This is a genomic window from Phyllobacterium sp. T2-21, from assembly GCF_055378485.1.
In genome coordinates this window covers 221479-241549 of sequence record NZ_AP027912.1, presented here as the reverse complement: position 1 = coordinate 241549, position 20071 = coordinate 221479, and the positions used below count along the sequence as shown (strand labels likewise).

The following is a 20071-nucleotide window of genomic DNA, read 5'->3' as shown; positions in this document are numbered from 1 at the left end:
GAGCATTTGCTTTGAATTTGCCGCGTTCATGTCACATGGTGTTGACACAAGGCGTTCCCTGCGCCACGTGAAGGGAATATCTGGAGTTTGACAATGTCTGACTATTATTCGCAGCCCTTTGCCCGCCGCGCCTCCGTTGGCGTCGATGTGGGCGGGGTCATGGTTGGCGGAGGCGCACCCGTCGTCGTGCAGTCGATGACCAATACGGATACAGCCGATGTGGACGGCACCGTTGCACAGGTGGCAGCCCTTTCCCGCGCGGGATCGCAGATTGTCCGCATCACCGTTGACCGGGATGAATCCGCTGCCGCTGTGCCGAAAATCCGCGAAAGGCTGGACCGGCTTGGCCTGAATGTGCCGCTGGTTGGCGATTTCCATTATATCGGCCACAAACTGCTGGCGGACCATCCGGCCTGCGCCGAAGCGCTGGCGAAATACCGCATCAATCCGGGCAATGTCGGCTTCAAGGACAAGAAGGATGCGCAGTTCGGCGCCATCATCGAAATGGCGATCCGCTATGACAAGCCGGTGCGCATCGGTGTCAACTGGGGCTCGCTCGATCAGGAACTGCTGACGGCGCTGATGGATCAGAACCATGCGGCGGGCGCACCCCTGACGGCGGAACAGGTCATGCGCGAGGCTATTGTCCAGTCGGCGCTGATTTCCGCGCAGCTGGCTGAAGAAATCGGCCTGCCGCGCTCCAGGATCATTCTTTCCGCCAAGGTCAGCCAGGTGCAGGACCTGATCGCGGTTTATGCGGAGCTGGCGCGGCGCTGCGATCATGCGCTGCATCTCGGCCTTACCGAAGCCGGCATGGGCTCCAAGGGCATTGTCGCTTCCTCGGCGGCGCTGGGCATCCTCCTGCAGCAGGGTATCGGGGATACGATCCGCATATCGCTGACACCGGAACCGAACGGTGACCGGACACGCGAAGTGCAGGTGGCGCAGGAATTGCTGCAGACCATGGGCTTTCGCCAGTTCATCCCGATTGTCGCGGCCTGTCCCGGTTGCGGGCGCACCACATCCACCGTGTTTCAGGAACTGGCGCAGTCGATTCAGAGCGATATTCGCGACAACATGCCGGTCTGGCGCGAGAAATATCCCGGCGTTGAAGCGCTCAATGTCGCGGTGATGGGCTGCATCGTCAACGGGCCGGGCGAATCCAAGATGGCGGATATCGGCATTTCACTGCCGGGAACTGGCGAAACGCCGACGGCCCCGGTCTTTGTCGACGGCAAGAAAGTGGCAACCCTGCGCGGTGCGGGCATCGCCAAGGAATTCCAGAAGATGGTTGCCGACTATATCGAAAACCGCTTCGGCCAGGGCGCAGGCTCGCACGCGGCCGAATAGATTCAGCTCTGCCGCTCGGCGATGAACCGTGCGGCCTGCTTGAGCAGGGCAGCCTTTTCGCCGAAGGGCGCAAGCAATTCCTCGGCCTGTGCCACCAGCCCGCTCAACTGGCGCTTGGTCCAGTCGATCCCGTGCAGTGAAACCAGCGTGGCCTTGCCCGCCGCCGCATCCTTGCCGGTGGCTTTGCCCATATGGGCAGCATCGGCGGTGACGTCGAGCAGGTCGTCGGCCAGCTGAAAGGCAAGGCCAATGGCCGAGCCGTATTCCGCCAGCCGTTCGCGATCCGCGGAGTTGGCATTGCCGATCATGGCACCGGCCTCGCAGGCGAAACGGATCAGCGCGCCGGTCTTCATGGCCTGCAGGCGGATGATGCCTGCCTCGTCGGGCTTGACCTTTTCCGCTTCCAGATCGAGCGCCTGGCCGCCGGTCATGCCGCCGATACCGGCAGCGCGTGCCAGAGCCGTCACCAGTGCAACCTTGGCGCCGGGATCAAGCTCCGTCGCCTCGGCTGCGATCAGCTCGAACGCGTAGGTCAGGAGGCTGTCCCCTGCGAGGATTGCCGCTGCCTCGTCGAATTTGCGGTGCACCGTCGGCTGGCCGCGGCGCATATCGTCATTGTCCATGGCCGGTAGATCGTCATGGACGAGCGAATAGCTATGGATGCATTCCAGCGCCGCCGCTACCCGCAAAGCCGCGGGGGTGTCGGCACCGAAGAGCGCGGCGCTTTCCAGGACGAGGAAGGGGCGCAGACGCTTGCCGCCATTGAGAACGCCGTGCCGCATCGCTGCCATGAGGCGGGGCGGACGGCTGATCTCGCCGTCTTGCGGCTGATCCGAGAGCAGGCCCGTCAGCAGCGTTTCCACCGAGGCGGCGCGATGCAGCAATGTCATCTGAAACAGGGAAGTGTCTTGATCTGTCATCATGATCTGGCAATGAGCGAAAAATCGGCGCCCGGTCAATGATTAGATGCGCTGCTTTTGCATTTTTGCCTTGTTGTCATTGTGAACATGGCCGGAATGGCATGGAAATGGTTCCCTTTGGCGGATGGTTGCTCTATGTCCATGATGGGCTTTCAACGCAGGCGGCGGGTGTGACACGGGTTCTGGTCAGAAACAAAAGAGGCGGAGGCTATCTGGTCAGTCCGGGCGGCTCGCCTTTGGGGCGCATCGTGCGCTACCTGATTCTGGCGGGCGTCCTCCTGATGATGATCCCCATCATCCTGCTCAGCCTGTACCGGCTGCCGTTCGTGCATCCGGTTTCCACCTTGATGGTGAAGGACCTCGTGACTTTTTCCGGTTATGACCGGCGCTGGGTGTCACTGGACGAGATTTCCCCGGTGCTGGTGCATTCCGTCATGATGTCGGAGGATGCGCGGTTCTGCTTTCATTCCGGCGTCGACTGGGATGCGATGAATCTGGTTGTGTCCGATGCCATGGATGGCGAGCAGACGCGCGGTGCGTCGACGATCACGATGCAGACCGCCAAGAACCTGTTCCTGTGGAACAGCCGGTCTTTCATCCGCAAGGGCCTGGAAATGCCGCTGGCGATGATGACCGATCTGATCCTGACCAAACGGCGCGTGATGGAAATCTACCTGAATATTGCCGAGTGGGGCCCAGGCATCTATGGCATCGAGGCGGCGGCGCAGCACCATTTCAAGGTGAGTGCGGCAAGGCTGACACCGCGGCAGGCGGCCTTTCTCGCAGTGACCCTGCCCAACCCGATCGCGCGCAATCCGGCGCGGCCGGGGCAGGGGTTGCAAACGCTGGCAAGGCTCAATGAACGGCGTGCGCGGGGCGCTGGTGCGTATATTGGTTGTGTCAAATAGACCCTCTATCGGCGCAAATCCCGGCATATCGGCATTTGCGACAAAAAATATGCGACTCATGCTGGTCAAAAGCTCTCAAGCCGTGTATAGCCCCAGCCGAACTTTCCGGAATTTTGTCCATTGTGACAGGCTCGATCGGGCCAGCGCCGGATTTTGACTGATTACTGGAGCAGGAACAATGGCTGTACCTAAAAGAAAAACTTCTCCGTCGAAGCGCGGCATGCGCCGTTCCGCCGACGCGTTGAAGGCCCCGACTTACGTCGAAGACAAGAATTCAGGCGAACTGCGCCGTCCGCACCATGTCGATCTGAAGACCGGCATGTATCGCGGCCGTCAGGTTCTGACGCCGAAAGAAGGCTGATCCCTTCCTGGATTTCGTGATAAAGAGGACCGGCCTTGTGCCGGTCTTTTTTTGTTTATGACATGCTGATGGGAGACAGATGCCGTGATTTCCAATATTCCATTGATGATCGTGCCGCTTGTTGTGTTCAATCTGGTGGTCGCCGGATTGACGGGTATTGGCGGCGCCGATCCGTGGGCCACGCAGCTCTATTCCATGCAGATGCTGTCGGGCGGCGTATGGCGGATGACACTGGGCGACCTGATGATCGTGCTGTCGCTGGCGTTGCTGTTCTTCGAGATCATGAAGTCAACGCGCACGAGCAATGCCTCGGTGGTTGACCATCTCCTGTCGACCTTCGTGTTCGTGGCGTTTCTGGTGGAATTCCTGCTGGTTCCCAGCGCCTCGCATTCGCTGTTCTTCATTCTGATGGCAATGGCGTTTTTCGATATTCTGGCGGGGTTCACCGTTTCGCTGCGCTCTGCCGGGCGCGACGTCAACTTCCGCTGACATCATGCAAAAACCCCGGCAGAGGAGGCCATCTGCCGGGGCTTGATGTTGCCGGGCCGGTGATCAGCCCTGGCCGCCGTCGGCGATGAAACCGGCCGCCTGAATACCGGCGATGGCAGCAATCTCGTCATTGTCGGAAGTGTCGCCGGTGATGCCGACCGCGCCGAGAAGCTCCCCCTTGGCATTCCTGATGAGAACGCCGCCTGCTACCGGGATGACGCGCCCGCCGGACGCTGCCACCAGCCCCTCGACGAAATGCGGGCGTTCCTTGGCGAATTTTTCAACGGTGCGCGAGCCCGTGCCGATGGTCAGGCCGCCGAACGCCTTGCCGAAGGCGATCTCGAAGCGCAACAGGGAAGCGCCGTCCTGCTTCTGGAAAGCCTTGAGGTGGCCGCCGGCATCGAGCACGGCGACGGAGAGCGGCCGCATGCCGGCCTCGGTGCCCTTGGCAAGCGCTGCCTTGATGATGGTGTTGGCTTTGGAAAGTGAGAGTTGGGCCATGGTATCCTCTTGGGTTCGTATGGTCATGGAATGCAAAAGCCGATCCGCCGCGCGAGCCGGATATTCAGTCAAAAACGGATGTGACCTGGATTATTTGTCGAGGGAGTCCAGCTTGCGCTGCATGGCGGCGATCTGTTCTTTCAGTTCGTCCAGCCCGGTATCCTTCTTGGCGGTTTCGGCGGCGGGCGTTTCGTCGGCCTCGGCTGCTCCGGCCGTCTTGTTGAGCGGGAATGGCGTGAACATGCGCATGGCGTGCTGCAGCATTTCCGTGTTGCGGCGAACCTGCTCCTCGACGAGCTTGACCGGCGCACTGATGTTCATCATGTCGATCGGCGATTTGCCGAAGGCGGCGGAAAGCTGCTCGCGCATGCGCTCCTGTTCCTTGGCAAAGGCACTCATGGACTGTTCGAGGAATGTTGGCAGCACCACCTGCATCTGGTCGCCGTAATAGGCGATGAGCTGGCGCAGGAATGGGATCGGCAGCATGTTCTGCCCATCCTTGTTTTCCAGTTCGAAGATGATCTGGGTCAGGACGGAATGGGTGATGTCTTCGCCGGTCTTAGCGTCCTGAACGGTGAAATCCTCATTGCGCTTCACCATCTCGGCGAGATCTTCCAGCGTCACATAGGTGCTTGTGCCGGTATTGTAGAGGCGCCGGTTGGCATATTTTTTAATGACGACGTCGCCGGTTTTTGCTGCCATCAGAGAACTCCCCAACTCATGTCATCAGACTCAAATGGTCTGAATTTGCGTGCCCGCTTACTGATATATCCGCGAGGATAGGGGGAAAGCAGCACAAATCAAAGTGATTTGTGCGCCGCATCCATCGCGCAGAGCATTCCAGCCTTTCTCTGCCTTGCAGGCGATAAATTTGGCTTCGCGGCGAATGCCCCTTGTCAAACTGCCGCAGGGAGGGAATTCTGTCCGGGAAGCCAAGCTGAATGAATTCAGCATCTCAATGATAAGGAGACGTCTATGACCCAATCCATCGTTATCGCCAGTGCAGCGCGAACCCCCGTGGGGTCGTTCAACGGTGCTTTTGCCAACGTCCCGGCCCATGAACTTGGCGCTGCGGTGATCAAGGAAGTGCTGAGCCGCGCCGGTGTCGATGGTGCCGATGTCGATGAAGTGATCATGGGCCAGGTGCTCAGCGCCGGCGAAGGGCAGAACCCGGCCCGCCAGGCCGCCATGGAGGCAGGCATTCCGCAGGAGGCGACAGCCTGGGGGCTCAACCAGCTCTGCGGTTCCGGTCTGCGCGCCGTGGCCCTCGGCATGCAGCAGATCGCAACCGGCGATGCCGATATCATCGTGGCGGGCGGACAGGAATCCATGTCGATGGCGCCGCATTGCGCGCATCTGCGCAGCGGCGTGAAGATGGGCGATTTCAAGATGATCGATACAATGATCAAGGATGGCCTGACCGACGCTTTCCATGGCTACCACATGGGCAATACCGCCGAAAACATCGCCCGCAAGTGGCAGTTCACCCGCGAAGATCAGGACAAGTTCGCCCTTGGCTCGCAGAACAAGGCGGAAGCCGCGCAGAAGGCGGGCAAGTTCAAGGATGAAATCGTGCCGTTCACGGTCAAGACCCGCAAGGGCGACGTGATCGTTGCGGATGACGAGTATATCCGTCACGGCGCGACACTCGACTCCCTTGCCAAGCTGAAGCCCGCTTTCGACAAGGAAGGTACCGTTACCGCAGGCAATGCCTCCGGCCTCAATGATGGCGCGGCTGCCGTGGTGCTTATGAGCGAGGACGAGGCCAAGCGCCGCAACGTCAAGCCGCTGGCCCGCATCGTTTCCTGGGCAACGGCCGGTGTCGACCCTGCCATCATGGGCACAGGTCCAATCCCCGCGTCACGCAAGGCCCTGGAGCGGGCCGGATGGAAGGTGGAGGACCTTGATCTGGTCGAAGCCAACGAAGCCTTCGCGGCGCAGGCGCTTTCCGTCAACAAGGATCTCGGGCTCAATCCCGACATCGTCAATGTCAATGGCGGTGCCATTGCCATCGGTCATCCCATCGGCGCATCCGGTGCCCGGGTGCTCAACACGCTGCTTTATGAATTGAAGCGCCGCAACGGCACAAAGGGCCTTGCCACGCTGTGCATTGGCGGCGGCATGGGCATTGCCCTGTGCGTTGAGCGCGTCAAGGACTGATCTGCAAGAATGAACACGGGTTCGGCCTTTGTCGAACCCGTGTTCCGGCAGCACTAAATTTCCAGGCTGCTGCCACGTCTCTTTTTCAACAACACTAACTTTGATCCAACATGAATTAGGGAGGGGAAATATGACCAAAACGGCAATCGTTACGGGCGGAACACGTGGTATCGGCGCAGCCATATCCGTGGCCCTGAAAGCGGCAGGGTACAAGGTCGCGGCAAATTACGCCGGCAATGACGACGCGGCGAAGAAATTCACGGAAAAGACCGGCATTGCCACCTACAAGTGGGATGTTTCCAACTATGAAGAATGCGCTGCCGGTATTGCCAGGATCGAGGCCGATCACGGCCCCGTCGCCGTGCTGGTCAACAATGCGGGCATCACCCGTGATGCCATGTTCCACAAGATGACCCCAGGCCAATGGGGCGAAGTGATCAACACCAATCTGACCGGCCTGTTCAACATGACCCATCCGGTATGGACGGGCATGCGTGACCGCAAATTCGGCCGCGTGATCAATATTTCCTCGATCAACGGACAAAAGGGCCAGGCCGGGCAAGCCAATTATTCCGCGGCCAAGGCCGGGGATATCGGCTTTACCAAGGCGCTGGCGCAGGAGGGTGCACGCGCCGGCATTACGGTCAATGCCATCTGTCCCGGTTATATCGGCACGGAAATGGTTCGGGCCATCGACGAGAAGGTGCTCAACGAGCGCATCATTCCGCAAATCCCGGTCGGACGCCTGGGCGAACCGGAAGAAATCGCGCGCTGCGTGGTGTTCCTCGCCTCTGACGATGCCGGCTTCATCACCGGCTCGACGCTGACAGCCAATGGCGGGCAGTATTTCAGCTGATCGGAAGCAAATCAAAAGACGCCGCGGGCTGGAAACGGTCGGCGGCGTTTTTGTTTTGTGCGGCGGCGATTGCTGATATTCGCGGCCAAAGGTTAACGGCGTTTCCTGAATCTTGTCCTATTTCCTGCCCATGCGTTCGGGGATTGGTGCGACTCCCGCGCCTTCAGCACAAGATGTAGCCGTGAACAAAACAGGAAAATGGACAAAGCGCTGATTCGTCGCTGATTCGTTCTTCCTTTGATCGGAGTGTTAATGAAACGGGGCGCCCGGGCCTTGGATTCCTTAACTAACTATAAGGAAATATTGCGATTTTCTTAACAGGGCAAAAAATCGGTTGACGGCGGACTGCCCGCTTTTGCGCGGAAAAGCCAAAGGTTAACGGTGATGAGCCGATTCGTTGAAATCCTGTTCCCGCTGATTCAGCATCTTGTGCGACTCGCACCCGGGAAAGCTAGATGTGGCCGTGAACAAAGCAGGAATCTGATCCTATAGCTGATTCGTCGCTGATTCGTTCTGCTCGCGTTCTGTTTCTTAATGGAACACTCCGTGAATCGGTTCGCAATTGTTTATCTTGAGGTCGCCGCATACTTTCTGTCTGATGCCGATAATGCTATCGGATAGTGCATGCCCGGCATGCCTTGCTGGTTCTGGTAAGGCCGTCGTGCCGGTGTTGGATATTTTTGATGAACCTTATGCCTACTCCCGAACTTCCCTTGATCCTGAGCGGTCGTGACGTCACCGCCGTTCTGGGGCCGACGAACACGGGGAAGACTCACCTCGCCATTGAGCGGATGCTGGCGCACCAGACGGGTATGATCGGCCTGCCGCTGCGCCTGCTGGCGCGCGAAGTCTACAACCGTGTTGCCGAACGGGTGGGGCTTGCCAATGTCGCGCTGATCACCGGTGAGGAAAAGATCATGCCGCCCGGCGCGCGCTATGCGGTGTGCACCGTCGAAGCCATGCCGCGCCAGACGGATATGGATTTCGTTGCCATCGACGAGGTCCAGCTCGCCAACGATCTGGAGCGCGGCCACATCTTTACCGACCGCATCCTGCATCTGCGGGGCCGTCAGGAAACCTTGCTGCTTGGTGCGGCCACCATGCGCGGCATACTGGAAAAGCTGCTGCGCGGCATCTCCGTCGTCACGCGTCCGCGCCTGTCGAATCTGACCTATGCCGGCTCGAAGAAGATCACGCGCCTGCCGCCACGCACCGCCATCGTGGCCTTTGCCGCGGACGAGGTCTATTCCATCGCCGAACTGATCCGCCGCCAGAATGGCGGTGCCGCCGTGGTCATGGGGGCCTTGAGCCCGCGCACCCGCAATGCCCAGGTGGATCTCTATCAGTCGGGCGATGTGGATTATCTGGTCGCCACCGATGCCATCGGCATGGGGCTCAACCTCGATGTCGATCACGTGGCTTTTGCGCAGGACCGCAAGTTTGACGGTTATCAGTTCCGTGATCTGTCGCCGGGCGAAATCGGTCAGATCGCCGGGCGCGCCGGGCGGCACCTGCGCGATGGCACGTTTGGCGTTACAGGTCAGGTCTCCGGTTTTTCAGAAGAACTGGTGCAGCGCGTGGAATCGCATGCCTTCGATTCCGTCAAGATCTTGCAATGGCGCACCGCCCGGTTTGATTTCTCCAGCCTCGATGCACTGAGACGGTCGATCGACACGCCCGCACCGGTGGAAGGATTGACCCGCGCACTGCCGGCCGTGGATCAGCAGGCGCTCGAATATCTGTCGAAAGACCCGGATATCGCGCCGCTGGCCAACACGCCGGAACGGGTGGCCCTCCTGTGGGATGCCTGTGCGTTGCCGGACTACCGCAAAATTGCGCCGGCGCAGCATGCGGATATTATTGCATCGATCTATACAGATCTCGTCGAACATGGTCATGTTAACGAAACATACATGGGCGAACAGGTGCACCGGGCTGATACGACCGATGGCGATATCGATGCTTTGTCGCGGCGGATTGCCCAGATCAGAACTTGGACTTTTGTGTCGCATCGGCCGGGATGGCTGGCAGATCAGGCACATTGGCAAGAAAAGACGCGTGAAATTGAGGACAGATTATCAGATGCACTGCATGGACGGTTGACGAAACGCTTCGTAGACCGCAGGACAAGCGTGCTTATGAGGCGCCTGAGAGAGAATACAATGCTAGAAGCCGAAATTAGCCCTGCCGGGGACGTTGTTGTCGAAGGGCACCATGTTGGACGTTTGGATGGATTCCGTTTCACCACGGACAGCCAGATCGATGGAACCGATGCAAAAGCCGTGAAGGCCGCTGCACAAAAAGCCTTGGCGACAGAGTTCGACAATCGCGCCGAGCGCTTTGCCGCTTCCGCGAACGGCGACTTTGCCCTGGGATCGGACGGGACGCTGCGCTGGATTGGCGCTCCGGTCGCCTCGGTCGTCTCGGGCGAGCAGCCATTGAAGCCCCGCGCGGTGTTGCTGGCCGACGAGCAACTGACGGGACCGGCACGCGACAAGGTCGCTGCGCGGGTTGACCGTTTCCTCGCCCATCATGTGGATACGGTGCTCAAGCCGCTGGTTGATCTTGCCAATGCGGATGCGCTGGTCGGGATCACGCGGGGACTGGCGTTCCAGCTCGTCGAAAATTTTGGCGTGCTGCAGCGCCGCGACGTGGCTGACGATGTCCGCGGCCTCGATCAGGATTCGCGCGCGGCCCTGCGCCGTCTGGGCGTGCGCTTCGGCGCCTACCACGTCTTCCTGCCTGCATTGCTCAAACCAGCGCCTGCAGGTCTGCTGACGCTGCTGTGGGCACTCAAGGAAGATGCCAAGGATCGTCCCGGCTATGGCGATGTGGTGCAGGTGCTGTCCGCAGGCCGCACGTCGGTTGTCACCGATCCGGCCTTCGATCCGGCCTTCTACCGCCTTGCGGGCTACCGGCTGCTCGGACGTCGCGCCGTGCGCATCGATATTCTCGAGCGTCTGGCCGATCTCATCCGTCCAGCACTGGCATGGAAGCCGGGAAGCGGAACACGGCCCGACGGTGCCTATGACGGCACGCGTTTCGTCGTCACCCCGGCCATGATGTCCATTCTCGGCGCAACAGCCGACGATATGGAAGAAATCCTGAAGAATCTCGGCTACCGCTCGGAAGCAACCGATGCAGCCGTTGTGTCGGCCAAGGTTGCCGAACTCGATGCGGTTGCCCCGCAGGAAACGGCTGCCGTTGCGCCGGAAGGCACCAAATCCGTGCCGGCTGCCGAACCGGTTGGTGATCCCATCGTCAAACCGGTTGTCGAGGCTGTGGCAGCCGTTGCGGCTGCCGAAGAAGCGCCTGCGGCTGTTGCTGAAACCGCAACTGCTCCAGCGGCGGAAGAAGCACCCAAGCCGGTGCTGCTCTGGCGCCAGGCTCCCCGCTTCGAAGGCCGCAACAATAACCGCCGTCCACAGGGCGGGCGCGAGAATCAGCGTGAACCGCAAGCCCGCAATGGCAACAGCCAGGGCGAGGAGCGTCAAAGCCGTCCGAACCGCAACGCCGGTCCGCAGGGCGAGCGTGGTGAGCGCAAGGATTTCCGTGGCAAGGGCGGCAAGCCCGGCGGCGGCGACCGCGCCCGGCAGGAAGGCGGCAAGCCCTCCGGCAAGCCGCAGAATCACGGCAAGCGTCCGGAGCGGGAAGAACGCCCGGTCAAGATCGACATGGACTCCCCCTTCGCCAAGTTGCTGGCGTTGAAGGAGCAGATGAAGAAGTGAGGGTTTGACCCTAAATGACGGGAACCGACAGGCAGCGCATCGACAAGTGGCTGTTTTTCGCGCGGGTGGTCAAATCCCGTTCCCTCGCTGCAAAGCTGGCATCGGGCGGCAACGTCCGGGTCAACAAGGACAAGATCGACCAGCCATCACACGGGGTCAAACCCGGTGATGTGCTGACGATCACGCTGGACCGGCGCATTCTCATTTACAAAGTCCTGTCCGGCGGCACCCGGCGCGGACCCGCCGAGGAGGCGCGGACGCTGTACGAGGACATTTCTCCGCCCCCACCGCCGAAGGATGCCATGAGCCGCTTCGACATGCTGCCCAGACGCGATGCGGGCAGCGGTCGTCCCACCAAGCGCGAACGGCGAGACGTCGACCGGCTGATGAAGGGCCGGGACAACGGCTCCGATGATTGACGCATCCGCGTTGTGGTTTGCGGGGCAAAACGCGGAAACATCGAAATTATCTCCAAATTCGTCGGTGGGGCTAAAATATTATTTCCGCAACACCTATATTAGAGCACAATGGTTGCTTGTCGGCAGGTCATCGCGATGCGATGAATGGCACGCTGCGGACTTGGACAATGGCTCGGTCCTGATGTGATGAAGACAATCCTTTTACACGTCGAGATTTTTCGGGCCGCGTTCTGGTGCCGCAGTCCGTTTTCCCCTCTTGTCAGGCCGGTGCCAAATCGTTACCTCAACCGCTGACACGCTGACTATGGTGTCTTCAGGAGCCAGTAAATGACATATGTTGTGACCGACAATTGCATCCGCTGCAAATATATGGATTGCGTTGAGGTCTGTCCGGTCGATTGTTTTTACGAAGGTGAGAACATGCTCGTCATCCACCCGGATGAGTGCATCGATTGCGGCGTGTGTGAACCGGAATGCCCTGCGGAGGCCATCAAGCCGGACACCGAGCCGGGCCTCGACAGCTGGCTGCAGCTGAATTCGGAATATGCGGAAAAATGGCCGAATATTTCGGCGAAGAAAGATGCGCCCAGCGATGCCAAGGAAATGGACGGCGTCACCGGTAAACTCGAGAAATACTTCTCCCCGGAACCGGGCGAAGGCGACTAAACTTATTCGGGGTATCGCAGTTGCCCGCAAGACTGATTTGCCCTGAAAATCAAGTCTTGCAATGCGTTTAGTTTGCGCTTGTGCAGCAAAAAGTTGATTCTGATCACTTTTCGTGTTATGGTGCTGCGATATGTTGATCATTGGACGTCAATTTCGTGGCGCTAAAGCATAAATCACCAATCGGCTAGATTTTTTCCGGACTTAACAGTTCAGGTTGAGGTTCTTTGATTGTGACCCGTCCTGCTGTTTGGTCCGGATTGCTTTGCGTGAAAATATTGGCGGCCGACAAACCGGGTTCCGGTTTCCAGTGATTGGTTTAACCGGTGCGTTTTGCCGGGCGCAGCAGGGAGTAATGAAGCGCATGACAGCAGTTCCGCAGAAAAAGACCGCCCAGCGTATCGGATTCAAGACGGGTGAGTTTATTGTATATCCGGCTCACGGCGTAGGCCAGATCGTCAATATCGAAGAACAGGAAGTTGCGGGCCACAAGCTCGAACTTTTCGTGATTGACTTTCAGAAGGACAAGATGCGCCTGAAGGTACCGGTTGCAAAGGCAACCGCCATTGGTATGCGCAAACTCTCAGAAACAGATTATGTCGACCGTGCGCTGAAGGTAGTTCAGGGACGGGCCCGTATCAAGCGCACCATGTGGTCCCGCCGGGCGCAGGAATATGATGCGAAGATCAACTCGGGCGATCTGATTTCCATTTCGGAAGTTGTCCGCGATCTTTTCCGTGCCGACAATCAGCCGGAACAGTCCTATTCCGAACGCCAGCTCTATGAAGCAGCGCTCGACCGCATGGCCCGTGAAATTTCCGCCGTCAACAAGATGTCGGAAACCGAAGCCGTCCGTCTGATCGAAGTCAATCTCGCCAAAGGTCCCAAGCGCGGCGCGAAGACTGAAGAAACCGAAGCTGATGCGGACATTTCCGTTGAAGACGAACAGGAAGAAGCCGCGTAACAGCGGGTTCATCCCTTTCAACAAACAGCCCGGTTCTACCGGGCTTTTTGTTATTCGCTGATGATCTTCATCTTGTCGCCGACGGAAACCGTGCCGCCGGGCGGCAGGGCGTTGATCAGCCGGAAGAGATCCAGCTTGCGGTCCGTGCCCATGATCTGGCTGGAGAGGCTGGCAAGCGTATCGCCCGCCTTGACCGTGACAACGCGGATCCGCAGCGGCTTGATGTTGGCCTTTTCCTGCGCCGTCAGCAAATGGAAGCTCTGCGTCACCGTTTGCGCTGCCGGCATCAGTGCCGTGCTGCCCGTGGGCGCTGCCGTCAGGAAGCGATAGATGCGGTCACCGGAATTCACGACGAAAATATCAAACTCCCAGCGGTCCGCCTTGGCTTTTGCCGTGGCGGCGGGCATGCCGTTGAATGTCGTCGCCTTGACGCTGGCATTGTCCAGGCCGGTTACCCAGCCGCTGCGCATGTAGTCAACCATCGATGTCTTGCCGGAAACCTGGGTTCCGTCAAAGCGGATCGCGACTTCGCCGGGTCCGGTTGCCATGACCGCGGCTGCGGAATTGTCGATGACAAAGCCGTCCGGCACGGTGAAGCTGACGCCGAGCAGCGGGTGCACGAAGGTGCGGCCGCGGACATAGCCTTCTTCCGGCGTGTCGCCATAGAGCAGCCCGTCGATCCCTTGCAGGAAGGAATCGCGGTCCGTCGTGCCGACACCGGGCGCACCGATCTTGCGGGCATGGCCGCGCGCCAGCTCGATGCGCTGCGGCGCGGAGGGGTGGCTGGCAAGGAAGTCGAGGCTGGCATCGGTGGCGCCGGAGACGTTGCGGAAGTCCGCATAGGAGGCCATCGACTGCAGGAAGCGCGCAGCTGCAAACGGATCATACCCGGCTTCGCCGATCATCTTGATGCCGATGGCATCCGCCTGCAATTCCTGATTGCGCGAGAACTGCGCCATGCGCAGCTTGCCGCGAATGAGCGCCTCGCGGCCCGCCTGGTCGTCCTGCAGCACTTCCGACACAACGCGGCCGGCGATGACGGCTTCCGCTTCGCGCTGCTGGCGTTCGATGCCGTGATTGGCGATCACATGGCCCATTTCATGGGCAATGACAGCGGCAAGTTCCGCGCTGTCATTGGCCAGCGCAAGCAGGCCGCGGGTGACATAGAGATAGCCGCCCGGCAGTGCGAAGGCATTGATGTTGGGCGAATTGAGGATGGTGATGCGATAGGTATGAGTCGGATTGTCCGATACGGTGGTCAGATTGCCGACGACCTTGGCAACCATGCGTTCGAGCTTCGCGTCCTTGTACTCGCCGCCATAGGTGGCCAGGATGCGGGGATGCTGTTCGGCGCTCAGTTTGGCCAGCCGGTCATTCTTCGAGACATTGTCGACGATGACAGGGCTTGAGGACGGGCCGAGCGCATCTTCCTTGGTAACGTTGAGCACCTGGCAGCCCGACAGAAAGGCGAGCAGCAGCGTCGTCGAAACCACGGTCGTGCTTCGTACTGCCGGATGGAACCGTCGATTGCCGATGGGGAGAATGTGCGAGCCCAGAATCATGTCCTCATGTCGTGCGGCGCCAGTGCAAACGCTAAAGCCAAGTTCCCACTCGTCTTTTGCCTGCGGAATCGGTGTGCTTACTTTCTAGCTAGCCCGTTGAGCAGGCTGGGGCAAGAATTACATTGATTTCTTATGAGACCCATTGAGTACAAAATATGTCAAAGTGATAACTCTTGCGAGCCGAGATATTTTCGCAACAGGGAGGGGCCTTTGGCCGAGAGCAATTCGCCCGCGGGCCCCGATGCTGCCACATGGCCATTTTCGAGAAAGAACAGCGTTGATGGTAAACGCAAAGCATCGTCCGGATGATGGGTGACCATCACAACAGTCATTCCAGTATCTTTTTGCAGTTGTCCGACCAGATCAAGCATTTCATGGCGCAATGCTGGACCAAGTGAAGCAAAGGCTTCATCAAGCAGCAGTACAGGCCGGTTGCGCACCAGCGCCCGGGCGATGGCAACGCGCTGGCGTTCCCCGCCCGACAGTGCCGCCGGTTTGCGCGTCTCCTTGCCCGCAAGCCCGACTTTGGCGATGGCGTCGTGGACCGCCTGCTGATCCGCCGCGTCGAGGCGCAGGCCCGGCCTGCGGCCAAGACCGACATTGGCGGCAACGTCGAGATGGGCAAAGAGATTGTTGTCCTGAAACACCATGGAAACCGGGCGCCGGGATGGTTCGGCATGCGTGACATCGGCATCGCCGATCAGCACGCGGCCGGAGAGCGGTGCCTCGAAACCGGCAATGAGATTGAGAACCGTGGATTTGCCCGCGCCGCTCGGCCCGATGATGGCGGCAATGGACGACGGTGCGATGGCAAGGTCGAAACGCATGGCCATGTCGCCGTAATCAAAGCGTACGGCATCAAGCCGGATCGCGGCCCCGCCGGTTGTGATCTTTTCCGTTTGTTCAGCCATCTCTTGCATTGTCCTGTCGGGCGAGGCTGGCCGCACCGCGGTCGGCTGCGAACATCAAGAGCAGGCACAGGACCCCAAGGATCAGCGCCAGTCCCGCTGCATCCTGTGTGCGATAACTTCCCATGCGCTGCAAGAGCAGGAAAGGCAGGGTCTGGATGGAATCATTGCCGAACAGCGCGATGGTTCCAAGATCGCCCAGCGACAGGGCCATGGCAAAGGCGAAGGCAACACCCATGGGCAGGCGCAAAGCCGGCCAGTCGATCAGGCGCAGCCGGTCCCAGCCGGTGATGCCGAGCTGGAGGCAAAGCCGGTTGTGGCGGCTTGCGGCCGTATCCCAGGCCGGGCGCAGGATGCGGAAGGCGAAGGGCACGGCCATGGCGGCATTGACGCCGATGACCATGACGGGTGCAAGGCTGAACGGGTTGATGGCGTGGCGCGAGAGGATGAACCAGCCGGCGCCGATGACAATGGGCGGCACCACCATGATCAGGCTCGCCCCCAGATCCAGCGACCGTTCGAACAGACCCGGTGAAACCGTTCGCCGCCGGCTCTGCTGATACTCCCGGGCGATGACAAGCGACAGTGACAGCGCGAGGGAGAGCAGGGCCGCGGCGGCGCCAAGCACGATGCTTGTGGCAATGGCGCGCCAGACGATGGATTCGCTCATCAGGCGCGCCAGGTCGGCGCCAAGCCCGGAGACAACGGTTCCGCCCATGGGCAGGCCGACAAAGAGCAGTCCGAGGAGAATGATCGCCGTATTGACACATTGCGCTGCACGGCCCGGCCGCTCGAAGCGCCGCGTGGTCGTCTGGAGACTGAAGCCTTCGTCCGCCGGTTTGCCCGTCAGGCCGAGCAGCAGCAGCACGGCAATGGTCAGGCCCAGTTGCAACAGTGTGAGCGAGACGGCGCGGGCAATATCGAAGTCGAAATGCAGGGACTGGTAGATCGCCACTTCCAGCGTGGTGGCGCGCGGTCCGCCGCCCAGGGTCAGCACGATCGTGAACGAGGTGATGCAGAGCATGAAGATCAGCCCGGCAATACCGGACAGATTGCGGCGGATGACCGGCCATTCGATCAGGCGGAAGCGTGCCCAGCCGCCCATGCCGAGCTGCGCGGCGAGTTTCCAGTAATCCGACGGAATGGAATCAAGGCTTGCAAGCACGAGCCGGGTCGCCAGCGGCAGGTTGAAAAAGACGTGGGCGAGAAGGATGCCGGGAAGCCCGTAAATATTGGGTATGGTGTCCATGCCGAGGCTGCTGAAAGCAAAGGCCAGCAGGCCGTTGCGGCCATAGATGCTGGTGATGCCCAGCACCGCAACAAGCGCGGGCAAAGCCAAGGGCAGGGCAAACAGGCGCAGAATCAGCGCGCGGCCGGGAAAGGCGGGATGTTCATGCAAGGCGCGCGCGAGTGGAATGGCAAGGGCAACCGCAAGCAGCATGGACAGGAGCGCCTGCACCAGCGTGAACCGCGCCACCCGCCACAGATAGCTGTCGAATGCGGCAAAACCTTCCGTGCCGTCACGCAGCGCTTCAGATGCGAGACTGAGCAGTGCGCCACCCGCAAGTGCCGCCAGAAAGGCGAGGGCGCATGCCCCCGCCCATGGTCTGAAACTGCGGATGGCAATCACAACGCTACAGGCTCATGGCCGCGAGCCACTCATCGATCCAGGCTTTACGGTTCTTGGCGACCTCCTCGGAGGGGAAGGCCAGGGTCTTGACGGGTTGAACAAGGGTTTCGAAGGCCGGGTTCAGCGCGTCGGTGGTTTTCGCAGCCGGATACATCCAGTTGTTTTCAGGGATCGCATCCTGAAACGCCGGGCTGGTCATGAAGGCAAGAAACTGCGCCGAGAGCGGGTTTTTCGCCCCGTTGACGGTCTGGGCAGCGACTTCGACCTGCAGGTAATGGCCTTCGCTGAACGAAATGGCCTTGTAGCGGTCCACGCGCTCGGCGATCAGGTGATAGGCCGGCGACGTCGTGTAGGACAGCACCAGCGGCGCTTCGCCCTTGGTGAAGAGACCATAGGCCTCCGACCAGCCCGGCGTGACGGTCAGCACCCGGTCTTTCAGCTTGGCCCAGGCTTCCCCGGCCTTGTCGCCATAGACCGACTTGACCCAGAGCAGCAGGCCGAGACCGGGCGTCGAGGTGCGGGGGTCTTCGATGACGATCTTCTGCTTCGGGTCGCCTTCGACCAGTTCCTTCAGGCTTTCCGGCGGGGTCTTCAGCTTCTCGGAATCATAGATGACGGCGAAATAGCCGTAATCGTAGGGAACGAAGGTATCATCGGTGTAGCCGCCGGGGATGCTCACAGCGGAGGTGTCGATGCCATGGGGGGCAAACAGGCCGGTTTGCCTGGCCTCATAGGTCAGGTTGGTGTCGAGGCCGAGCACCACATCCGCCTTGGTTGACCCGCCTTCCAGCTTGACCCGGTTGAGCAGGGCAACACCATCGGCAACCGCCACGAATTCGACAGTGCAGGCACATTGCTTTTCGAAGGCTTGCTTGACCTTCGGGCCGGGGCCCCATTCGGCGGTGAAGCTTTCATAGGTGTAGACGGTGAGTTTGCCGTCGGCATGCGCGGTGCCAAGGGGAATGACGGCGAACAGAGCGGTCACCATGGCCGCTGTTTTTACAATAGTCTCGAATGGCCGCATCGGCGCCTCCTATCAGCAGTGTTCAAAAGGATTGGTGCGCCGGCAAATCTGCCGCGTCTAATCCCTCCGCCGGTACAAACCGGATCAGGTTCCGCGGGTTGGCAGGGTTTCCCCGTGCGCCTCTCAGCCGGTCCATGCGACCGGCACCCCGTTAGAGCGTGACAAGGATAGAGGTTCGGCCGGAGCCGTGCAAGCGGTCGATGCTTATGAAATCTTTATGTTTTGCCGGTTCTGCCAAATCGAAAGCTGATACTGGCGCGCCTATTGTCCCCAGCGAAAACATCCCGTGCGGCTGTTTTCCGATGGAAAGGGTCAATCATGTTTCGTGGTCACGGTTTTTATCATTCCCATGTCAGGGTGCAGCAGAACCAGGCTTCCCAAAACGCCCGCCGCAAGGCGATCCTCCTGCGTCCGCGCCGGCAGAAATTCATCCCGGAGCTTTATCCGAGCCTGTTTCTGGCCATCGGCGTGGCGATTGCCGGCATGGCCGCGATTGCACTCGGGCGCTTCGTTTAACCTCGAATCACGGATGCCCTGTGCGACCGGCTTGTGCCATGCTATGGCCGGTGCATGAGCAAATTCGTCCTTCTTCTTGGTGGAACCGTTCACGTCACCGACCGTCTCCGGCATCTCATTGCCGGGGCGCGCGTTCTTGCCGCCGATGGCGGCATTGCCCATGCGCAGGCGCTGGGCGTTGAACCCGAGTTGTGGCTGGGCGATTTCGATTCGACATCGCCTGAACTTGCCGAACGCTATGCGCATGTGCCGCGTTCGGTTTTTCCGGCCGCCAAGGACATGACCGACGGCGAACTGGCACTCAACGAGGCCTACCGGCTGGGCGCCACCGAAGTGATCCTGTGCGGCGCCTTTGGCGGTGAACGCACCGACCACACCCTGCTGCACCTGACCATGGCCACCCGCCATGCGGCGGAAGGCCGGAAGATCATTCTCTCCAGCGGAAGCGAGGAAGCGCATCCCCTGGTTGCAGGAGACTATGCGTTCGATTTTGCCGATGGAACGGTATTCAGCATTGTGGCCTTTACGTCCCTGCGCGGATTATTTATCCATGGTGCGCGATGGCCGCTGGAAAATATGGAACTTTCTTTCGGTTCATCGCTTACAGTGTCGAATGCCGTGTGTGGAAATCTCCACGTATCGCTTCGTTCAGGCAATGCAGTCCTGATTGCTGCGCCGTAAAATTGCGAACCGCTTGTAAAACAACGCGGAAAGTGCAATTCTTGCGGCACAGCATTGGGGACGCAAGCTGGTTAGTTTAGTTTTGAAACGGGAGAGGTCTTCCATGTTGAAAAGTTTGTCGACAGTAGCAGTTGCCGCACTTCTGGCATTTTCGGTAGCCGGTTGCACAACAAGTGAGCAGCGTACGGCGGGTTATGGCGTTGGCGGTGCAGCACTTGGTGCTTTGGCTGGTGGTGCAATCGGTGGTGGCCGTGGCGCACTGGCTGGTGCTGCCATCGGTGGTGTTGGTGGTGTGGCTGTTGGTGCCGCAACGGCCAACAATGATGGCCGCCGTTACTGCACATATGAAAACCGTTACGGCGAGCGTTATCGCGCGCCTTGCCGCGGTTACTAATCCTTCCCCATCAGGGAAAGCGGAACAGGCCGGGAAA

Annotated in this window: 20 protein-coding genes and 1 riboswitch; of the genes, 13 read left to right on the top strand and 7 right to left on the bottom strand. The window is 60.0% G+C overall.

Features of this window, described 5'->3' with window-relative positions:
- Positions 1 to 93 precede the first annotated feature (93 nt).
- A complete protein-coding gene (gene ispG / locus ACZ5FP_RS01245; protein ID WP_464661661.1) occupies positions 94 to 1350 on the top strand; it encodes a flavodoxin-dependent (E)-4-hydroxy-3-methylbut-2-enyl-diphosphate synthase in 1257 nt (418 codons plus the stop codon).
- 2 nt (positions 1351 to 1352) lie between these two features.
- On the opposite strand, the gene ACZ5FP_RS01240 is transcribed toward ispG, so the two are convergent.
- Positions 1353 to 2270, bottom strand: coding sequence for a polyprenyl synthetase family protein (locus ACZ5FP_RS01240; RefSeq protein WP_464663132.1), 918 nt, complete (start codon positions 2268 to 2270; stop codon positions 1353 to 1355).
- A gap of 170 nt (positions 2271 to 2440) precedes the next feature.
- On the opposite strand from ACZ5FP_RS01240, the gene mtgA reads away from it, so the two are divergent.
- The 3 genes from mtgA (at position 2441) to ACZ5FP_RS01225 (ending at position 4028) form a co-directional block, all read left to right on the top strand.
- A complete protein-coding gene (gene mtgA / locus ACZ5FP_RS01235) occupies positions 2441 to 3178 on the top strand; it encodes a monofunctional biosynthetic peptidoglycan transglycosylase (RefSeq protein ID WP_464663131.1) in 738 nt (245 codons plus the stop codon).
- Between the two features lie 178 nt (positions 3179 to 3356).
- Positions 3357 to 3539 (top strand): 50S ribosomal protein L32, encoded by a 183-nt coding sequence (gene rpmF, locus ACZ5FP_RS01230; RefSeq protein ID WP_008121851.1) that lies wholly within the window; start codon positions 3357 to 3359, stop codon positions 3537 to 3539.
- 84 nt (positions 3540 to 3623) lie between these two features.
- Complete coding sequence (locus ACZ5FP_RS01225) at positions 3624 to 4028, top strand: hypothetical protein (protein WP_105734368.1); 405 nt, start codon at positions 3624 to 3626, stop codon at positions 4026 to 4028.
- 63 nt (positions 4029 to 4091) lie between these two features.
- Here the strand turns inward: ACZ5FP_RS01225 and ACZ5FP_RS01220 are convergent, their stop codons facing one another.
- Both ACZ5FP_RS01220 and phaR read right to left on the bottom strand, forming a co-directional pair.
- Positions 4092 to 4529, bottom strand: coding sequence for a GlcG/HbpS family heme-binding protein (locus ACZ5FP_RS01220; protein WP_464661658.1), 438 nt, complete (start codon positions 4527 to 4529; stop codon positions 4092 to 4094).
- A 90-nt stretch (positions 4530 to 4619) separates the two neighbouring features.
- A complete protein-coding gene (gene phaR, locus ACZ5FP_RS01215; RefSeq protein WP_105734372.1) occupies positions 4620 to 5231 on the bottom strand; it encodes a polyhydroxyalkanoate synthesis repressor PhaR in 612 nt (203 codons plus the stop codon).
- Positions 5232 to 5504: 273 nt separating this feature from the next.
- Between phaR and ACZ5FP_RS01210 the strand changes: the two genes are divergently transcribed.
- The 6 genes from ACZ5FP_RS01210 (at position 5505) to ACZ5FP_RS01185 (ending at position 13319) form a co-directional block, all read left to right on the top strand.
- Entirely contained in the window at positions 5505 to 6689 is a 1185-nt protein-coding gene (locus tag ACZ5FP_RS01210) for an acetyl-CoA C-acetyltransferase (RefSeq protein ID WP_464661656.1), read from the top strand.
- A 130-nt stretch (positions 6690 to 6819) separates the two neighbouring features.
- Complete coding sequence (gene phbB, locus ACZ5FP_RS01205; protein WP_105734374.1) at positions 6820 to 7545, top strand: acetoacetyl-CoA reductase; 726 nt, start codon at positions 6820 to 6822, stop codon at positions 7543 to 7545.
- Positions 7546 to 8228: 683 nt separating this feature from the next.
- Positions 8229 to 11273 carry a helicase-related protein gene (locus ACZ5FP_RS01200; RefSeq protein ID WP_464661654.1) on the top strand — a complete coding sequence of 1015 codons (3045 nt, stop codon included), beginning with the start codon at positions 8229 to 8231 and terminating at the stop codon, positions 11271 to 11273.
- Positions 11274 to 11287: 14 nt separating this feature from the next.
- A complete protein-coding gene (locus tag ACZ5FP_RS01195; RefSeq protein ID WP_223613723.1) occupies positions 11288 to 11692 on the top strand; it encodes an RNA-binding S4 domain-containing protein in 405 nt (134 codons plus the stop codon).
- 327 nt (positions 11693 to 12019) lie between these two features.
- Complete coding sequence (gene fdxA / locus ACZ5FP_RS01190) at positions 12020 to 12358, top strand: ferredoxin FdxA (RefSeq protein WP_105734377.1); 339 nt, start codon at positions 12020 to 12022, stop codon at positions 12356 to 12358.
- A 352-nt stretch (positions 12359 to 12710) separates the two neighbouring features.
- Entirely contained in the window at positions 12711 to 13319 is a 609-nt protein-coding gene (locus tag ACZ5FP_RS01185; RefSeq protein ID WP_223613722.1) for a CarD family transcriptional regulator, read from the top strand.
- Between the two features lie 50 nt (positions 13320 to 13369).
- Here the strand turns inward: ACZ5FP_RS01185 and ACZ5FP_RS01180 are convergent, their stop codons facing one another.
- The 4 genes from ACZ5FP_RS01180 to thiB all read right to left on the bottom strand — a co-directional run bounded on the left by ACZ5FP_RS01180 (position 13370) and on the right by thiB (position 18407).
- Positions 13370 to 14797, bottom strand: coding sequence for a M48 family metalloprotease (locus tag ACZ5FP_RS01180; RefSeq protein ID WP_464663130.1), 1428 nt, complete (start codon positions 14795 to 14797; stop codon positions 13370 to 13372).
- Between the two features lie 242 nt (positions 14798 to 15039).
- Complete coding sequence (thiQ, locus tag ACZ5FP_RS01175; RefSeq protein ID WP_464661652.1) at positions 15040 to 15792, bottom strand: thiamine ABC transporter ATP-binding protein; 753 nt, start codon at positions 15790 to 15792, stop codon at positions 15040 to 15042.
- On the bottom strand, positions 15785 to 17419 hold the full coding sequence (thiP, locus tag ACZ5FP_RS01170) for a thiamine/thiamine pyrophosphate ABC transporter permease (RefSeq protein ID WP_464661650.1): 1635 nt from the start codon (positions 17417 to 17419) through the stop codon (positions 15785 to 15787). Before thiP ends, thiQ begins: the two co-directional genes overlap by 8 nt.
- A gap of 4 nt (positions 17420 to 17423) precedes the next feature.
- On the bottom strand, positions 17424 to 18407 hold the full coding sequence (gene thiB, locus ACZ5FP_RS01165; RefSeq protein ID WP_464663129.1) for a thiamine ABC transporter substrate binding subunit: 984 nt from the start codon (positions 18405 to 18407) through the stop codon (positions 17424 to 17426).
- A gap of 80 nt (positions 18408 to 18487) precedes the next feature.
- Positions 18488 to 18604: riboswitch (TPP riboswitch) on the bottom strand.
- A 157-nt stretch (positions 18605 to 18761) separates the two neighbouring features.
- Between thiB and ACZ5FP_RS01160 the strand changes: the two genes are divergently transcribed.
- The 3 genes from ACZ5FP_RS01160 (at position 18762) to ACZ5FP_RS01150 (ending at position 20034) form a co-directional block, all read left to right on the top strand.
- Positions 18762 to 18959 (top strand): hypothetical protein, encoded by a 198-nt coding sequence (locus tag ACZ5FP_RS01160; protein ID WP_464661649.1) that lies wholly within the window; start codon positions 18762 to 18764, stop codon positions 18957 to 18959.
- Positions 18960 to 19013: 54 nt separating this feature from the next.
- Positions 19014 to 19640, top strand: coding sequence for a thiamine diphosphokinase (locus ACZ5FP_RS01155; RefSeq protein WP_464661648.1), 627 nt, complete (start codon positions 19014 to 19016; stop codon positions 19638 to 19640).
- 103 nt (positions 19641 to 19743) lie between these two features.
- On the top strand, positions 19744 to 20034 hold the full coding sequence (locus ACZ5FP_RS01150; RefSeq protein ID WP_223613717.1) for a hypothetical protein: 291 nt from the start codon (positions 19744 to 19746) through the stop codon (positions 20032 to 20034).
- Positions 20035 to 20071: the final 37 nt, after the last annotated feature.